We start from the raw sequence: 16,624 nt of genomic DNA, 5'->3' as shown, positions 1-16,624 counted from the left end.
TTTAGGCTGTCTTTATCGCTTTCATTGCAGTCATTGCCTTACGCAATCTTGCACCTACAATTTCTACCTGATGGCTGCGTAATTTTTCGTTGATGTTTACCAAAGTGATGTTATCAACCGAACCATCTTTACCTTCATTGAAGTTTTTACCAACTAAATCAGTATCAACTTTCTTCATGAAATCAGTCAGTAATGGCTTACAAGCCTGATCGAATAAGTAGCAACCATATTCCGCTGTATCAGAGATTACACGGTTCATTTCGAACAATTTCTTACGTGCAATGGTATTTGCGATAAGAGGAGTTTCGTGTAATGATTCGTAGTAAGCAGATTCTGGTTTTATGCCAGCTTCAACCATTGTTTCGAACGCTAATTCAACACCCGCTCTAACGAAAGCAACCATTAACAGGTAGTTGTCGAAATATTCTTGCTCGCCGATTTTAACATCGCCGGCCGGAGTTTTTTCGAAAGCAGTTTCACCAGTTTCAGCTCTCCATTTTAATAGATTTTTATCGCCATTGGCCCAATCTTCCATCATGGTACGGCTAAATTCTCCGCTCATGATATCATCCTGATGCTTTTGGAACAACGGACGCATGATGTCTTTTAATTCTTCAGAAACCTCAAAAGCTTTAACCTTAGCAACATTGCTTAAACGATCCATCATACCTGATACACCACCGTGCTTTAAAGCTTCAGTAATTACCTCAACGCCATATTGAACCAGTTTTGAAGCGTATCCAGCATCAATTCCTTTTTCAATCATTTTATCGAATGAAAGGATAGAACCGGTCTGCAATAAACCGCAAAGAATAGTTTGCTCGCCCATCAAATCGGATTTCACTTCAGCTACGAAAGATGAAAGTAGAACACCCGCTCTGTGACCGCCGGTACCCACACAATATGCTTTAGCTTCAGCTAGTCCTTTTCCTGCCGGGTCGTTTTCAGGGTGAACCGCGATTAGAGTTGGTACACCAAAACCTCTGCAATATTCAGCTCTAACCTCGCTGCCAGGACATTTAGGAGCAACCATGATAACCGTAATATCTTTACGGATCTGCATGCCTTCTTCAACAATATTGAAACCATGAGAGTACGACAAAGTAGCTCCTTGCTTCATCAATGGCATAACCGCGTTAACAACAGCAGTATGTTGTTTATCCGGGGTAAGGTTGATCACTACGTCAGCGTTAGGGATCAGTTCTTCGTAAGTACCAACTGTAAAATTATTTTCAGTAGCATTTTTCCACGAATCCCTTTTACCATCGATAGCCTCTTTACGCAATGCATAACTAACATCTAAACCACTATCTCTTAGATTTAAGCCCTGATTTAAGCCCTGAGCTCCGCAACCCACAATTACCAATTTCTTGCCTTTCAGCGCGTTTACGCCGTCTGAAAATTCAGAATTGTCCATGAATTCGCAAACACCCAGTTGGTTCAGCTTTTCTCTAAGGGGTAGTGTATTGAAATAATTTGCCATTTTTTATTGCTTGTTTTCTGTTATGTTTTTTTGTTTTCTATTTGCCTCTCAGTATTCAATTAAATGTATTCCTAAAAGCGGCGCTAAATTACTGCAATTATTGGGTTGAAGTAAAAATTCAAAGGTAAAAATTCAAAAACCGCTCAATTGTGGTCTTCAATGCTTTAGGCTTTCAATATTCATCTTTGACCTTTCAGCTTTATCCTTTCACCTTAGATATCCTACATCGTGAATACTTTGGCTCCTTTGTTCAGGTATTCATTCTCAATTGGCTCGTGACCAGGCTCTCTGCGCTCAAATTCCCTTAGTTTCCGGTTAAATCCTTCGCTGTCTTTAATGATGGCGATTCTTGCGCTTCTTACAAACTCAATCAATCCGAATGGCTGTAGCTTTGTAATAAGCATATCAGTCTCTTCGCGATGGCCTGTAGTTTCAAAAACGGTATAGTCAGAGCGGATAACTACTACACGTGCTCCGTTTTCTCGTAAAAGACGTTCTACCAATGCTTTTTCGGCAATTTCTTCGGTTGGAACCTTATAAAGCGCCATTTCCTGCCAGATCACATCTTCGTTGGTGTTAAAGTATACTTTCAGAACCTCCACCTGCTTTTCAATCTGGCGGCAAACTTTTTGCACCACTTCGCGGGTTTCGGTTATCACGATATTAAAGCGGTGGATGCTCTCAATCTCGGAAGGAGAGGTGTTTAAGCTCTCGATGTTGATCTTACGGCGGCTGAATATAATCGCAATTCGCGTAAGCAAACCAATTTGATTTTCCGTATAAACGGTGATGTTGTATTCCTGCTTTTCGATGTTCTCTGTGCTCATGATGCTTAGTTCATTTGTTGCTAGTCATCGGATGACTAAAACCATAATCTTATTCTAACCTTCCTCGTGTAAGTCATTCGATGACTTAAAGCTTCTTGCCAAAGCTTTTACCTTTCTCCTTTAAGCTTTTACCTTTTTATTTTAACCTGATTTCGCTAACGCTGCAACCTTGAGGTACCATCGGGAAAACGTTGTTTTCTTTGGTAACCATTACTTCAAGCAGGTAAGCGCCTTCATGTTCTATCATCGTTTTTAAAGCCGCCTTTAATGCTTCACGTTCTTTTACACTTTGACCCGGGATGCGGTAGCCTTCAGCAACTTTTACGTAATCAGGACTAGTGATATTCACAAATGAATACCTCTTGTCGTGGAATAACTGCTGCCATTGTCTAACCATCCCTAAAAATTGGTTATTCAGGATCAATACTTTAACAGCCACACCGAATTGCATGATGGTGCCAAGCTCCTGAATAGTCATTTGAACGCCCCCATCGCCAATCACGGCAATTACTTCTTTGTCTGGTGCGCCATATTTTGCTCCAATAGCGGCAGGAAGAGAGAATCCCATGGTTCCTAAGCCACCGCTGGTAACGTTACTGCGGGTATTGTTAAACTTGGCATACCGGCAAGCCACCATTTGGTGCTGGCCAACATCGGTCACAATAATCGCTTCACCTTTGGTGAGTTCGTTAACCAACTGTATAACTTCACCCATGGTCAGTTCATCAGAAGTTGGGAACAGTTCATCTTTAATAACCGCCTCAACTTCTTGCCTCATATAGTCATTGAACTTAGCCAGCCACTCTGTATGCTGTTTTGCTTCTACCAATTCAGTTAAAAGAGGAAGAGTTTCTTTGCAATCGCCCCATACCGGAACCGTGGTTTTAACATTTTTATCTATTTCAGCCGGATCGATATCCAGGTGGACTACCTTCGCCTGCTTCGCATATTTGTCTAAACGGCCTGTTACACGATCATCGAAACGCATTCCGATCGCAATCAATACATCACATTCGTTAGTAAGCACATTAGGGCCGTAATTGCCGTGCATTCCGAGCATACCTACATTCAGCGGGTGATCTGTCGGAATTGCTCCCGCGCCTAATACGGTCCAGGCAGAAGGGATTCCCGACTTCTCTATGAAAGCCTTAAACTCCTGTTCTGCGCTACCTAAAATCACTCCCTGGCCCCAAAGAATAAAAGGTTTTTTGGCCTGGTTAATCAGGTCTGCGGCAGCTTGTACATATTCCTGACGAACATGAGGTCTGGGACGGTAGCTACGGATATGGTCGCACTTTACGTAACCTTCAAAGTTGAACTTTTGTAATTGTGCATTCTTGGTGATATCAATTAATACAGGTCCCGGTCTTCCGCTTTTTGCGATGTAAAACGCTTTAGCCAGCACTTCAGGAATCTCTGTAGCATCGGTTATCTGGTAATTCCATTTAGTTACCGGTGTAGTGATGTTAATCACATCGGTTTCCTGGAAGGCATCTGTACCTAAAAGATGCGCAAATACCTGTCCGGTGATACATACTAAAGGAGTACTGTCAATTTGCGCATCAGCCAGGCCGGTTACCAGATTGGTTGCGCCTGGTCCGCTGGTGGCAAATACTACACCAACCTTGCCAGATGTACGGGCATATCCCTGTCCTGCATGAATTCCTCCTTGTTCGTGACGCACAAGGACGTGGTTTAATTTATCCATGTAATCGTACAATGCATCGTATATCGGCATGATTGCTCCGCCGGGATATCCGAAGATCGTATCCACTCCCTCTGCAATCAATCCTTCCAGCAAAGCAACCGAACCCGTCATTTCTACAGATGCCTTTGGCTCTTGTGCAATTTGTTCCTTTTGTGCTGTATCCATTTGTATAAGATTTGAGATATGAGACGTTAGATATGAGACGATCTCCCACCTAAGCTCATGTCATTTTAATAATTTATTACCGCTATCAGCTATCAGCCATCAGCCATCAGCTTTCACCTTTCAGCTTTCACCTTCCCTTTCACCTTTCCCCTACAAGTCAGTTACACAGCCTTGAGCCGATGTGCCTACACTTTTAGCGTATTTATATAAAATTCCTTTCGAAACTTTCAATTTGGGCTGTACCCATTTCGAGCGGCGCTCTGCAATTTCTTCGTCTGACACTTTCAGATTGATTGTATTAGTGGTTGCATCAAGTTCGATGATGTCATCGTCTTTAACCAAACCGATTAACCCTCCTACGAATGCTTCAGGGGTGATGTGTCCCACTACGAAGCCGTGAGTTCCACCACTAAAGCGACCGTCGGTGATCAACGCAACACTTTTTCCTAAACCTACCCCAATCAGAGCAGATGTAGGTTTAAGCATCTCGGGCATGCCCGGAGCACCTTTCGGACCTACATCCCGTATAACTACAACGTCTCCTTTTTTAACGCGGCCGCTGGTGATGCCTTCTATTAACGCATATTCCCCGTCAAAAACACGTGCAGGTCCAACAAAGCGTTCGCCCTCTTTACCACTGATTTTGGCTACACTTCCTCCCTCTGCGAGGTTTCCATAAAGAATTTGAAGGTGTCCGGTAGCTTTGATCGGGTTTTCCTTAGGGAATATGATTTTTTGAGTTTCGAAGTTTAGTTCAGGAACTGAGGCAAGGTTTTCTGCAAGGGTTTTCCCTGTGCAGGTTAAGCAACTTCCATCAATCCAGCCTTGCTGCAAAAGATATTTCATGACCGCTGGTACACCACCAACTTTGTGAAGGTCTTCCATCATATATCTTCCGCTTGGTTTCATATCGGCCAAAACCGGAATGCGGTCACTGATGCGTTGGATATCGTCTTGTGTTAGCTCAACGTCAACGCTCTTTGCCATTGCAATTAAGTGAAGAACCGCATTAGTAGAACCTCCAAGAACCATGATGGTAACGATAGCATTATCAAATGCCTGTTTCGTCATGATGTCGCTTGGTTTAATATCTCTTTCCAGCAGGATTTTAATAGCTTTTCCTGCAGCAAGACATTCTTTCTTTTTGTCTTCGCTAAGTGCGGGATTTGAAGAGGAGTAAGGTAAACTCATTCCTAGTGCCTCGATTGCTGCAGCCATTGTGTTAGCCGTATAAATTCCACCGCAGGCACCGGCACTCGGACAAGCGTTCTTAATGATTTCTTTAAAGTCGATATCGTTCATCTCGCCAGCCATTCTCTTGCCTAAAGCCTCAAATGCTGATACGATGTTTAAATCTTCTCCTTTATAATGTCCCGGTTCGATGGTTCCGCCGTACACCATAATAGCCGGACGGTTCAATCGTCCCATTGCCATTACAGATCCTGGCATGTTTTTATCGCAACCCGGAAGGGCAATTACCGCATCATAATATTGAGCGCCGCAAACCGCTTCAATTGAATCGGCGATAATATCGCGGCTTACTAATGAATAACGCATTCCCGGGGTTCCGTTGCTCATCCCGTCGCTTACCCCAATGGTATGAAAGATTAGTCCTACCAGATCTTCTTTCCACACACCATCTTTAACCAGTTTGGCTAAATCATTAAGGTGCATGTTACAAGTATTTCCGTCATATCCCATACTCACAATTCCAACCTGGGCCTTTTGCATATCGTCGTCGGTTAAGCCTATTCCGTATAGCATTGCTTGTGCAGCCGGTTGGGTTGGGTCTTGCGTTAGTACCTTACTGTACTTGTTTAATTCAATTTCTTCTGTGATTGATGAATCCATTGTGATATATTTTTCCTGTGTCGTTTAAATTTGGCGACGAAGAATCTTTTTGTTTTTTAGGGTTGCTTAATTCTTTTCTCAAGGTAAGCACTTCCTTTTTAGGCGTCAATAGGGGAGTAGTAAAAATCAAAATTAGAATATTATGTTGAAATATTGTATTAGTCAATATTAAATATTGTATATGTATCGCAATTTGAAACATAAATTTTGCACAAGTATACTAATTCTGTTTTTGGTATTTGGTTCTGATGGCTGGCAGGTATCTAAATTTGCCCAGAATTCTTCCTGAAATCTGAATATCGAGAGAAAAAGTTTTCTTAAAGAGGCGGCTTTAAAGTCTATTGAGAAGATAGTATAGTTGCATTGTTAGGTATTGTTAGTTCCGTCATTCCTGCGCAGGCGGGAATCTTAATGCTGTGCAAATTAAGGCGTGTTAGTATAGCGCATTAGGTCTGCCGATCGAGTCGGAAACGACGGTACATCGATCACCCTAGTGCGTTCGAATGCTATCTGATTGTATGTAGCGACGAAGATTAAACTGTCATCTTAAACCCGGGTGCAGCGGATACCGGCTGGAGTCTGAGGCCTAAGGGCGTATGAGCGGGACTAAAGCTTCCTTCGAAAACACCAGCTACTTTTTCAAAAAACTATACTACAAAAAAAGACCGGCTGAAATTCAACCGGTCTTTAAACTAAAGTATTATTTAATGCTAACCTGCAACGCCCTCTGCAAGTAAAGTAATCTTATTATTAATCACCTCTACTACGCCACCTTTAATCTCAAAGCGCTGCTCTCCTTTTCCACCGGCACGGACAGTCACCCGCCCATCTTCAAGAGTGGAGATGATAGGGGCGTGGTTACTAAGTATCTCAAAAGAACCAGCAGTGCCTGGAACAGTTACCGAGGTAACTTCGCCTTCGTATACTTTTTTATCGGGGGTAAGAATTTCTAATGTCATGGTTTTAGATTTGAGATGTGAGACTTGAGACCCGAGATATTACTCTCCCTGTCTCAAATCTCATATCTAATGTCTCATATCTCTAATTACGCGTTTGCTTCAGCAAGAATTTTCTTGCCTTTTTCAATTGCGTCTTCAATAGTTCCAACAAGGTTGAATGCTGCTTCAGGATATTCATCCACTTCACCATCCATAATCATGTTAAAGCCTTTGATGGTTTCTTTGATATCAACCAATACACCTTTTAATCCGGTGAATTGCTCAGCAACATGGAAAGGCTGTGACAAGAAACGCTGTACACGACGTGCGCGTGATACAACCAGCTTGTCTTCCTCAGAAAGCTCGTCCATACCTAAGATGGCGATAATATCCTGAAGTTCTTTATAACGTTGAAGAGTTTCTTTAACACGCTGAGCGCAATTGTAATGCTCATCGCCTAAAACTGAGGCGCTAAGGATACGTGAAGTAGAATCCAAAGGATCCACCGCTGGGTAAATACCTAGCTCGGCAATTTTACGGGAAAGTACAGTTGTAGCATCTAAGTGGGCGAAAGTTGTCGCCGGTGCAGGGTCAGTTAAATCATCCGCAGGTACGTAAACCGCCTGTACAGATGTGATCGATCCGCGTTTTGTAGATGTGATACGCTCCTGCATCAAACCCATCTCCGTTGCAAGCGTTGGCTGATAACCTACCGCTGAAGGCATACGGCCTAAAAGAGCAGATACTTCAGATCCAGCCTGAGTGAAACGGAAAATGTTATCGATGAAGAAAAGGATATCACGTCCCTGGCCTGTGCCATCACCATCACGGAAGTATTCCGCAATAGTTAATCCTGACAAGGCAACACGTGCACGTGCACCCGGAGGCTCGTTCATTTGTCCGAATACGAAGGTCGCTTTAGAATCTTTTAATTCTTCAGCATCAATTTTATCAAGGTTCCACTCGCCTTTTTCCATTCCGTGCATGAACTCTTCACCATATTTAATGATTCCTGATTCCAGCATCTCACGAAGCAAGTCGTTTCCTTCACGCGTACGCTCACCCACACCTGCAAATACAGATAAACCAGAGTAAGCTTTCGCGATATTGTTAATTAGTTCCTGAATTAATACGGTTTTACCTACACCGGCACCACCGAACAATCCGATTTTACCACCTTTTGCATATGGCTCAAGTAGATCAATTACTTTAATACCAGTGAAAAGTACTTCAGTTTCGGTAGACAGATCCTCAAATCTTGGGGGAGTATTGTGAATTGGTCGTCCGTTAGATTTGTCAAGATCCGCGATCCCGTCAATAGCATCACCAACAACATTAAATACCCGGCCCTTGATGCTATCGCCGACAGGCATTTTAATAGGAGCTGCAGTGTCGACTACTTCCATTCCGCGAACGAGTCCGTCGGTTGAATCCATGGCAATTGCACGTACACGATCCTCTCCAAGATGCTGCTGAACCTCCAGGATAATTACCTGTCCGCTTGGCTTTGTAATTGAAAGGGCATCGTAGATTCTTGGAAGCTTGGCTTCTTCAGCGAAGCTAACGTCAACTACCGGTCCGATGATTTGCGCTATTTTTCCAGTGTTTGGCATATTTTTTTGTTAAAAAAATTAATTAAGCGGGTAAAAACAGGCCGCTTTTTTGGTCTGCAAAAATACGCTTTAAACCGGTATTTCAAATGCCTTGGATAAAAGATTTTTAATATTTTTTTTTATAGTGCTTTTTATGCAAACTGTGAGAGTTTGAGCTTGTTAAAATAGTACATTAAAACATGAATCATGGAAAATTTATCAGTTTTTACAGTGAGCGCTAAGTTTAAACTCTCAACTGTAATCAGCGTAATGTTCTTGATGTTTCTTTCGCTGAATGGAATTGCTCAAAATAACCCTGGCCAGGGTACAGATCGTCCATCGCATGCCGAACAATCTTCTGAATACCTGCAAAGTATTGAAGCAGACCCTAATGGTGTACCTAACAGTTCTGAATGGTACGTCCAGCCCTGGATATGGGCCATTGTTGCAGCGATTCTCGTTTTAGTTATCGGATTGCTTTTTACAACTTACGGAAAACGCGATGTTGACTCTGAGCGCGGCTTATAAGGGGTAAAACCGTTTGATATATTAAGTGTTATATAAGTGTTCAATCAATTTTGGTTGCCCGCAGTAAATCATATACTGTATAATCAGTTTATAAACACATTTAAAAATGAATCTTATGAAAAGTTTAAGTCCATTTAAAAAACTAGCGAATGCGCATGTTTGGTTTGCTGCCTTTGTAGCTACACTTAGTATATTAGCAGGAGTGCCTGCTTTGGCACAAAATACGGTGCCAGAAAAGGTCGACGTTGATATCAACGCCGGTGGCGACGGAGCAGGCGGCGGCGGTGGCTGGTACGCTCAACCCTGGGTTTGGGTAGTAGGTGTGGCTGTATTCATCATCATCATTATCGCTATTACAAGAAGTGGAAATACCAGAAGAGACGTTTAATAAACATCTCTGTTTATAAAAAGAGGCGGAATTATTTCGCCTCTTTTTTTATGCTTTTAACTTTGCCTGATGAATCAACATGGGCATGCCATTCCAAATGATAATAAATATACTAATATACTCATGATGACTCATGGCGATTAAGTCAGGCATATTATAAATGAAGAAGATTTTAGTAACCGGAAGCAATGGCCTGCTGGGCCAAACATTAAGCTCTCTTATTCTTTCAACCGGCAGGGCCCACCTGATTGCCAGTTCCAGAGGGGCAGACCGGTTTAATACTCCCGGCGACTACGTTTATCTTGACCTGGATATCACTGATAAAGAAAAGCTATATAGTTCAATTTCACTCCACAAGCCAGATGTTATAATTAATACGGCGGCGGTAACGAATGTTGATGTTTGTCATCATGAACGAGATCTGTGCTGGCAGCTCAATGTAACGGCAGTTCAGAACCTGGTTTCTATTTGTGAAGATAAGAATATTCATCTGATCCATATATCTACGGATTTCGTTTTCGACGGAAAAGCGGGACCTTATAACGAAGACGCTTTGCCCAACCCGGTAAGCTATTATGGCCAGAGTAAATATGAGGCCGAACAAATCGTCCGGCGTTCGTCGTACGACTGGACAATATTGCGAACCATACTGGTCTATGGTGTAACGCCCAATATGAGCCGCTCAAACATAGTGCTCTGGGCAAAGTCCGCCTTAGAGAAGGGGGAAGACATAAAGGTTGTAAACGATCAATGGCGAATGCCTACCCTGGCCCTGGATCTGGCGGAAGCCTGCCTGCTGGCAGCCGAGCGGAAAGCTACAGGGATTTTTCACATATCGGGTATGGATATGATGTCTGTTTACGACATAGTTCGTGCCGTAGCTGACTTCTGGTCTCTGGATAAAAGTCATATACATCCCATTTCTTCAGAATTGTTAAACCAGGAAGCCAAACGTCCTCAGAAAACAGGCTTTATACTCGACAAAGCCATCCGGCATCTGGGGTATCAGCCACATTCGTTCCGAGAAGGTCTGGAAATAGTCGATAAAGACTTGGACAACCTTAACCGATTTGCTTTTAACTGAAATTAAAGCCTATATTCGTAGCATTAACCTTTATCTGGTCTTTCAATATGGAACCTAATTTTTCCCTGCTTTTAACGGTCATCGGATCAATAATTGCCCTCTTCATCTTCTTTTACATCTTACCCATTAACCTGTGGTTTACCGCCCAGTTATCGGGGGTGAGGGTGAGCTTACTCAACCTTTTCTTAATGCGTTTAAGGAAGGTTTCTCCTTCGCTGGTGGTTAACGCTATGATCACGTCGACTAAAGCGGGATTAAATCTGACTTCTAATGATATTGAAACGCATTATCTGGCCGGCGGGAATGTTAATAATGTGATAAAGGCACTGATTTCAGCTGATAAAGCTAATATTCCCCTTGACTTTAAGTTGGCTACCGCGATTGACCTTGCCGGACGTGATGTGTTTGATGCAGTTCAGCTGTCTGTAAATCCACGTGTGATCAATACTCCGCCGGTGGCTGCCGTCGCTAAAGATGGTATCCAATTGATAGCCAAAGCCAGGGTAACGGTGCGTGCTAATATTAACCAGCTTGTTGGTGGCGCTGGTGAAGAAACAATCCTCGCACGAGTGGGTGAAGGTATCGTAACTACAATCGGCTCGGCCTTAAACCATAAAGAAGTTCTTGAAAACCCTGACCGGATATCGAAGACGGTTTTAGATAAAGGGCTGGATAGCGGTACTGCGTTCGAAATTCTTTCTATTGATATTGCCGATATTGATATCGGTGAAAATATTGGCGCCAAACTGCAAACAGACCAGGCAGAAGCAGATTTAAAAGTAGCTAACGCACGCGCCGAAGAGCGGAGAGCAATGGCTGTGGCTTCTGAGCAGGAGATGCGTTCGAAAGCACAGGAAGCAAGGGCTAAAGTTATTGAGGCAGAGGCACAATTGCCTTTGGCTATGGCTGATGCTTTTCGTTCCGGAAACCTGGGAATCATGGATTATTACAAGATGCAGAACCTTAAATCGGATACCGACATGCGTGATTCTATTGCCAAGCCAGGTCCCGGAAAAGGTAAACAGGGGTAATAATCAGTCGATTATACGCTTTGTGCGTTAAATTTAAAATTTTATTAGAGTTTTGAAAAGAACTTCTATCTTTGCAATCCCGTTCAAAAGCAACGAAATTGAACGGAAGCTCTTTAAAATACTGGACCTGTAGCTTAATTGGATAGAGCACCTGACTACGGATCAGGAGGTTAGGGGTTCGACTCCCTTCAGGTCCACAACTGTTCAAAAGCCTTTTCACCATAATAAGCGAAAAGGCTTTTTAAATTTTAACTGAAATCGGATGTTAAATCTTGTCTTGTTTGGCCCTCCGGGCGCCGGTAAAGGAACTCAATCTCAAAAACTTATCGAAAAGTACAATCTGGTACACCTCTCAACAGGAGATATCTTGAGAAGCGAGATCTCTAACGGAACTCAGCTCGGATTAGAAGCCAAAAAGTTAATGGATCAGGGCGTTCTTGTTCCGGATGAAGTGGTGATTGGCATGATCAGTAATAAGCTCGATGCCAACAAAGATGCTAACGGGTTTATCTTTGATGGTTTCCCCAGAACCGTTGCGCAGGCAGAGGCTCTTGACGAATTATTGAAATCAAAGAATACTGCTATTTCTGGTATGGTTGCCCTCGACGTAGATGATCAGGAGCTCGAAAAAAGATTATTAAATCGTGGTAAAGACTCCGGACGCCCGGACGATGCTAATCCTGAAATAATTCGCAGAAGAATAGAAGAATATAATAACAAAACAGCACCGGTTGCTAACTACTACAAGTCGCAGGGCAAATATGTAGGTATCAATGGTATCGGTAGTATTGATGAGATATTCGAAGGTATTTGCGAAGTAGCAGATAACTACTAAAAAATATTAATGTTCTGGTAGCGGACGGTTAAACATCGATCCGCTATTTTTGTATAATATTAAGTTGCGAATTTAACTTTCGCCTTTCACCTTTTAGCTTTCACCTTTAACCTTTAACAATGTCCCAGGGTTCAAACTTCGTAGATTATGTAAAGATATGCTGCCGTTCTGGTAAAGGCGGCGCCGGCTCTGCGCATTTGCATCGTGATAAACATACCGCAACTGGCGGTCCCGATGGTGGTGATGGGGGAAGGGGTGGACACATCATCTTAAAAGGAAGTACGCACATCTGGACGCTACTTCATCTTAAATACCGCAAACATGTTATTGCCGAGAATGGCGATAATGGTGGAAGTGGTCAAAAAACAGGTAAAAATGGAAAGGATGAGATTCTGGAGGTGCCTCTCGGTACAATAGCCAAAGACGCAGAAACCGGAATAGCACTTTTTGAGATCACTAAAGATGGTGAGACTAAAATCTTAACACCGGGAGGCCGCGGCGGCCTGGGAAACTGGCACTTTAAGACTCCCACACTTCAAACCCCTCGTTTCGCCCAGCCAGGTGAAGAAGGCAGAGAGGAATGGATGGTCCTGGAGCTAAAGGTGTTGGCAGATGTCGGACTGGTTGGCTTCCCTAATGCGGGTAAATCTACGCTGCTATCCGTGGTTTCGGCCGCAAAGCCCGAAATCGCAGATTATGCTTTCACTACTTTGGTGCCTAATCTCGGAATAGTATCCTACCGGGATAACCGTTCGTTCGTCATGGCAGATATTCCGGGAATAATTGAGGGGGCTTCTAAGGGAAAGGGCCTCGGCTTACGTTTCCTGCGCCATATCGAACGTAATTCTGTATTGCTTTTCCTCATCCCGTCTGATACCAGTAGAACAATTAGGGAAGAGTACGCCATTCTGTTAAATGAGCTGGAGCAATATAACCCCGAATTGATGCACAAACCCCGGGTGCTTGCCGTCAGCAAGGCAGACTTGTTAGATGAGGAGCTCACCGAAGAGATTAAGAAAGATATGCCTGATGTGCCTTATGTGTTTATCTCTTCCGTTGCGCAGAAGAATATCCTGGAGTTGAAGGATATGCTGTGGAAGGCGATAAACGGGTAGATTATTATATCAACCCCTCATTCCTGCCAAGCCGAACCTTAATGCTTAGCAATTCAACGTTTTCCTGGTATTACGCTTTACGATTGCCGATCGGTCGGCAATGACGATCCACGTGTTTCGTCATTCCTGCGCAGGCAGGAATCCTAATGCCCTAGCAATCCAATGTTTTCCTGGTATTCAGCTTTACGATTGCCTATCGGTCGGCAATGACGATCCACGTGTTTCGTCATTCCTGCGCAGGCAGGAATCTTAATGCCTAACATTCAACGCTTTCCGGTAAGGTGGTGATTGTCGTTCATTAGCAAAGTCATCCGATGACTTTGCCGCTACATCTCACACCTCCAAATAGGCACATTTGCACATCTCTCCATCTGCACATTACTCTATCACCCTATCTCTCACTTTAACCGCAGGCACTCCCTGGTAAATAGAATAAGGCTCTAAATCTTTCGTGGCAACCGAACCTACCGAAAGCACACTATGCGACTTGCAAATAACACCCGGACAAACCGTTGCCCGCGCGCCTATCCAAACCCCATCTTCCAAAGTAATTCCATCTACCATTAAATCGAATGTGCTCTTTTTAAAGTTATGGTTACCGGTTAGCAACATAGCCTGCTGAGAAACACAAACGTTTTTCCCGATAGTAACAGGAGCAAGATTTTCGATATAGCATTCGGCGAGCCAGGAGTGATCTCCGAGCGTAAGTCGCCATGGGTACTTAATATGAATAAATGGTTTTATCCTAACATCTTTGCCAATTTTAGCTCCGAATAAGCGGAGTATGCCAACCAATATCACGCTAAAAGGAATAATGCCCGATCGGAATATCAATGCGTTTACGAAGTACCATAAAAATACTTTTAGGGAAGATGCGCCCGGAGTCCAGTCTTTGGTATCAAAAGCTTTTTTAAGCTGTGTCTCTTTCATGATACCGCTTGAACTTTTGCGACCTTTCCCGAGTTCAGCCAGAAATACAATACAATCATCAGCACAATATAAAGAACAATGTTAAAAAGATCATGGTGGTCAATAATTGTTTTAAGTTCTGATTGCCTCCAATATAGACCCAGAAAAACAAAGCGTATAACGTTCAGCGTTTGTATCAGTAAGAGTCCCGCAGGCAGAAACCATAACTTACTTTTTATCGGCTTAGGGAATGCAATTACAAAGGCTGTGAAAAAGCTCATTACGCCGTAACCCAGGCAGTCGTAAGCCATTACAAACCCACCCCGGCCCACAACCCGGAACCAGATCTCAGTGGTGAACACCTGTTCTCCCATAGCTCTGATAATCGATGCGCTGGTCTGCATCAAGCCATATCTCAACCATTCTATATAGTTTACGTGTTCGGCTAAAAAGGGAATATAAATATTGCCCGGTGCAACAATGCCGATAAAAGCAAGCTGAAAATAGTATAAGAGCGTAAAGATCCCCAGAAATAGGATGAGGAAGCGATACGTAGTGTTATGCCAGATTCTGCTAATCAAGATGGGTAAATCTACGTGAAAATGTTTTTAAGGTTACCTGCCTTTTTTCAGCAGTTCTTTAATTTTTACATCTACAATCAGCCTGAACCAAAAGCCCTGTAAGAAATGGAAGAGAATGCCGGCTTTGCCATCCAGTATCCCCAGGCGGATGAACATCCTGTAAATAAGGTAAAGGCAAGGCCTCAGCCCCAAGGGCAGTTTCCACCAAATGCTTTTCATCCACGCGATGCGTTCATCAGGGTTACCAAAGAATTTTGGTTTAACGGTTTGAGACCTCAGCTGATTGATCCGCTCCAGCTCTTCCGCTGCTACCAGATCGCTGTAACGATTGTGTTTGGTAATCCAGAAGCTTATCTCGTTTTCTTTAAGGTTTTCTTCCAGTATATGCCCGTCTTTCCAGGTGATAGTTTTGCCTGGCACTACAAAGCGGTGGTCCATGTTCTCGTTCAGGTCGGAATACCCGATCCCCGTTCTGAACATTTTAAGGAGGTATTTAGGATAGAATCCACCGAAGCGGAGCCATTTGCCTTTGAAGTAGTTTTTACGGTTGAAGTAGATGCCATCAATGCCCAGGTAATCCTCGTCCCTGAAATCCTGAAGTTTCATAAGCAGCTCCGGTGTGACAATCTGATCCGAGTCAAGGCCGATGGTCCATGGTGTGTGGATCTGGAAGCTGTTTAACGCAGCATGCCATTGTTTAGGGTGATTTTCGAAAGGATGATAGGCAACCGTGGCGCCAAATTCCTCGCATATGGCGAGGGTTCTGTCTGTACTTCCCGAGTCGAGGACATATACCGGCGCATTCAATGCCTTGATCGACTGAAGCAAGCGGGGTAGGTGTAGTTCTTCGTTATAGGAGAGTATGACAAAGGAATAGGCTGGCATCGATTATATTCTCGCTTTAATGATCATAGACATCCATAGGTACGGCAACCGTCCGCATCCCTTAAAATCGGTTACCCTAAATCCTTTTTCTTCAAGCAATGCCGTTAACGACTGCCTGGACCAGAATTTAATATGGCCACCATCCCACAACGGACCTAAATGCGCATCCATCTTGCCTGTTAATGCCAGTGCAAGATATTTCCAGTAACCGTGATAAGGGGTCGACAAGATCAAATCCCCGCCACCGTTTTTTAATAGGGTTCGCTTAGCAAACTCAATAAATTTTCTTGGGTCGTATAAATGTTCGATTACTTCGGTCGAGATGATGGTGTCAAACGGGATGTTGATAAGTGGTTCAGGAAGATCATCAGATGAAAGATCCTGGATGGCGAAGCGGCCGGGGTTAAGCTGCTTAGCCAATGCAATGCCTTTTTCGGATGCGTCCGTTCCATAGACATTAAAGCCTTTTTGCATTAGTGAATTTGCCAGGGAACCATTTCCGCAACCCAGATCAAGAATGAATTTATTTTTATCCTTGTCGAGCATGGCTACCGTTTTATCGAATATATAAGCGTGTGCATGCGTCGCCTCCGTGTTGTTATATCCGTAATCTTTATATTCAGACATCTTCCTTTATTTTATTAAATGCTTCATGTAGCGTATCTGCGAACTGATTTCCGCTCATGCGTCCCGTCATTCCTGCG

Annotated in this window: 16 protein-coding genes and 1 tRNA gene; 7 read left to right on the top strand and 10 right to left on the bottom strand. The window is 43.4% G+C overall.

What is annotated here, in order from left to right:
* Position 1: 1 nt before the first annotated feature.
* From ilvC to atpD, 6 genes are all read right to left on the bottom strand, one after another.
* A complete protein-coding gene (gene ilvC, locus J3P43_RS18995) occupies positions 2-1,483 on the bottom strand; it encodes a ketol-acid reductoisomerase (protein WP_255905453.1) in 1,482 nt (493 codons plus the stop codon).
* A 221-nt stretch (positions 1,484-1,704) separates the two neighbouring features.
* On the bottom strand, positions 1,705-2,310 hold the full coding sequence (gene ilvN, locus J3P43_RS18990) for an acetolactate synthase small subunit (RefSeq protein ID WP_255905451.1): 606 nt from the start codon (positions 2,308-2,310) through the stop codon (positions 1,705-1,707).
* 136 nt (positions 2,311-2,446) lie between these two features.
* Positions 2,447-4,183, bottom strand: coding sequence for a biosynthetic-type acetolactate synthase large subunit (gene ilvB / locus J3P43_RS18985; RefSeq protein ID WP_255905450.1), 1,737 nt, complete (start codon positions 4,181-4,183; stop codon positions 2,447-2,449).
* 150 nt (positions 4,184-4,333) lie between these two features.
* Entirely contained in the window at positions 4,334-6,034 is a 1,701-nt protein-coding gene (gene ilvD / locus J3P43_RS18980) for a dihydroxy-acid dehydratase (RefSeq protein WP_255905448.1), read from the bottom strand.
* A 710-nt stretch (positions 6,035-6,744) separates the two neighbouring features.
* On the bottom strand, positions 6,745-6,993 hold the full coding sequence (atpC, locus tag J3P43_RS18975) for an ATP synthase F1 subunit epsilon (RefSeq protein WP_255905446.1): 249 nt from the start codon (positions 6,991-6,993) through the stop codon (positions 6,745-6,747).
* A gap of 86 nt (positions 6,994-7,079) precedes the next feature.
* Complete coding sequence (gene atpD / locus J3P43_RS18970) at positions 7,080-8,585, bottom strand: F0F1 ATP synthase subunit beta (RefSeq protein ID WP_255905444.1); 1,506 nt, start codon at positions 8,583-8,585, stop codon at positions 7,080-7,082.
* A 186-nt stretch (positions 8,586-8,771) separates the two neighbouring features.
* On the opposite strand from atpD, the gene J3P43_RS18965 reads away from it, so the two are divergent.
* The 7 genes from J3P43_RS18965 (at position 8,772) to obgE (ending at position 13,545) form a co-directional block, all read left to right on the top strand.
* The gene (locus J3P43_RS18965) at positions 8,772-9,092 is read left to right on the top strand and encodes a hypothetical protein (protein WP_255905442.1); all 321 of its coding nucleotides are present in this window, start codon (positions 8,772-8,774) and stop codon (positions 9,090-9,092) included.
* A gap of 115 nt (positions 9,093-9,207) precedes the next feature.
* Positions 9,208-9,480, top strand: coding sequence for a hypothetical protein (locus J3P43_RS18960; protein WP_255905441.1), 273 nt, complete (start codon positions 9,208-9,210; stop codon positions 9,478-9,480).
* A gap of 160 nt (positions 9,481-9,640) precedes the next feature.
* Positions 9,641-10,564 (top strand): SDR family oxidoreductase, encoded by a 924-nt coding sequence (locus J3P43_RS18955; protein WP_255905414.1) that lies wholly within the window; start codon positions 9,641-9,643, stop codon positions 10,562-10,564.
* 47 nt (positions 10,565-10,611) lie between these two features.
* The gene (gene floA, locus J3P43_RS18950; protein ID WP_255905412.1) at positions 10,612-11,595 is read left to right on the top strand and encodes a flotillin-like protein FloA; all 984 of its coding nucleotides are present in this window, start codon (positions 10,612-10,614) and stop codon (positions 11,593-11,595) included.
* A gap of 123 nt (positions 11,596-11,718) precedes the next feature.
* Positions 11,719-11,792, top strand: a tRNA-Arg gene (locus J3P43_RS18945).
* 65 nt (positions 11,793-11,857) lie between these two features.
* On the top strand, positions 11,858-12,430 hold the full coding sequence (locus tag J3P43_RS18940) for an adenylate kinase (protein ID WP_255905410.1): 573 nt from the start codon (positions 11,858-11,860) through the stop codon (positions 12,428-12,430).
* Positions 12,431-12,549: 119 nt separating this feature from the next.
* Positions 12,550-13,545: a GTPase ObgE gene (gene obgE / locus J3P43_RS18935; RefSeq protein WP_255905408.1), complete on the top strand. Its 996-nt coding sequence runs from the start codon at positions 12,550-12,552 to the stop codon at positions 13,543-13,545.
* A gap of 378 nt (positions 13,546-13,923) precedes the next feature.
* On the opposite strand, the gene J3P43_RS18930 is transcribed toward obgE, so the two are convergent.
* The 4 genes from J3P43_RS18930 to J3P43_RS18915 are packed head-to-tail and all read right to left on the bottom strand — an operon-like array spanning position 13,924 to position 16,547.
* Positions 13,924-14,475 carry a WcaF family extracellular polysaccharide biosynthesis acetyltransferase gene (locus J3P43_RS18930; protein WP_255905406.1) on the bottom strand — a complete coding sequence of 184 codons (552 nt, stop codon included), beginning with the start codon at positions 14,473-14,475 and terminating at the stop codon, positions 13,924-13,926.
* Positions 14,472-15,035 (bottom strand): exosortase Y, encoded by a 564-nt coding sequence (gene xrtY / locus J3P43_RS18925; protein WP_255905403.1) that lies wholly within the window; start codon positions 15,033-15,035, stop codon positions 14,472-14,474. Before xrtY ends, J3P43_RS18930 begins: the two co-directional genes overlap by 4 nt.
* Before the next feature lie 33 nt (positions 15,036-15,068).
* Positions 15,069-15,920, bottom strand: a complete 852-nt coding sequence (locus J3P43_RS18920; RefSeq protein ID WP_255905401.1) for a glycosyltransferase family 2 protein — start codon at positions 15,918-15,920, stop codon at positions 15,069-15,071.
* A gap of 3 nt (positions 15,921-15,923) precedes the next feature.
* Positions 15,924-16,547: a class I SAM-dependent methyltransferase gene (locus J3P43_RS18915; RefSeq protein ID WP_255905399.1), complete on the bottom strand. Its 624-nt coding sequence runs from the start codon at positions 16,545-16,547 to the stop codon at positions 15,924-15,926.
* Positions 16,548-16,624 lie beyond the last annotated feature (77 nt).

This window comes from Paradesertivirga mongoliensis (genome assembly GCF_024436395.1).
Taxonomy (GTDB): domain Bacteria; phylum Bacteroidota; class Bacteroidia; order Sphingobacteriales; family Sphingobacteriaceae; genus Paradesertivirga; species Paradesertivirga mongoliensis.
Note: the sequence above shows the minus strand (reverse complement) of the source record. Positions and strands in the feature narration are given on the sequence as shown.

Excerpts from the sequence above, each read along its gene's own strand:
- J3P43_RS18915 (WP_255905399.1), bottom strand. The coding sequence starts at position 16,547 with ATGTCTGAATATAAAGATTACGGATATAACAACACGGAGGCGACGCAT.
- ilvN (WP_255905451.1), bottom strand. The coding sequence starts at position 2,310 with ATGAGCACAGAGAACATCGAAAAGCAGGAATACAACATCACCGTTTAT.
- ilvC (WP_255905453.1), bottom strand. The coding sequence starts at position 1,483 with ATGGCAAATTATTTCAATACACTACCCCTTAGAGAAAAGCTGAACCAA.
- ilvD (WP_255905448.1), bottom strand. The coding sequence starts at position 6,034 with ATGGATTCATCAATCACAGAAGAAATTGAATTAAACAAGTACAGTAAG.
- J3P43_RS18930 (WP_255905406.1), bottom strand. The coding sequence starts at position 14,475 with ATGAAAGAGACACAGCTTAAAAAAGCTTTTGATACCAAAGACTGGACT.
- J3P43_RS18955 (WP_255905414.1), top strand. The coding sequence starts at position 9,641 with ATGAAGAAGATTTTAGTAACCGGAAGCAATGGCCTGCTGGGCCAAACA.
- atpD (WP_255905444.1), bottom strand. The coding sequence starts at position 8,585 with ATGCCAAACACTGGAAAAATAGCGCAAATCATCGGACCGGTAGTTGAC.
- J3P43_RS18920 (WP_255905401.1), bottom strand. The coding sequence starts at position 15,920 with ATGCCAGCCTATTCCTTTGTCATACTCTCCTATAACGAAGAACTACAC.
- atpC (WP_255905446.1), bottom strand. The coding sequence starts at position 6,993 with ATGACATTAGAAATTCTTACCCCCGATAAAAAAGTATACGAAGGCGAA.
- obgE (WP_255905408.1), top strand. The coding sequence starts at position 12,550 with ATGTCCCAGGGTTCAAACTTCGTAGATTATGTAAAGATATGCTGCCGT.
- ilvB (WP_255905450.1), bottom strand. The coding sequence starts at position 4,183 with ATGGATACAGCACAAAAGGAACAAATTGCACAAGAGCCAAAGGCATCT.
- J3P43_RS18965 (WP_255905442.1), top strand. The coding sequence starts at position 8,772 with ATGGAAAATTTATCAGTTTTTACAGTGAGCGCTAAGTTTAAACTCTCA.
- J3P43_RS18940 (WP_255905410.1), top strand. The coding sequence starts at position 11,858 with ATGTTAAATCTTGTCTTGTTTGGCCCTCCGGGCGCCGGTAAAGGAACT.
- J3P43_RS18960 (WP_255905441.1), top strand. The coding sequence starts at position 9,208 with ATGAAAAGTTTAAGTCCATTTAAAAAACTAGCGAATGCGCATGTTTGG.
- floA (WP_255905412.1), top strand. The coding sequence starts at position 10,612 with ATGGAACCTAATTTTTCCCTGCTTTTAACGGTCATCGGATCAATAATT.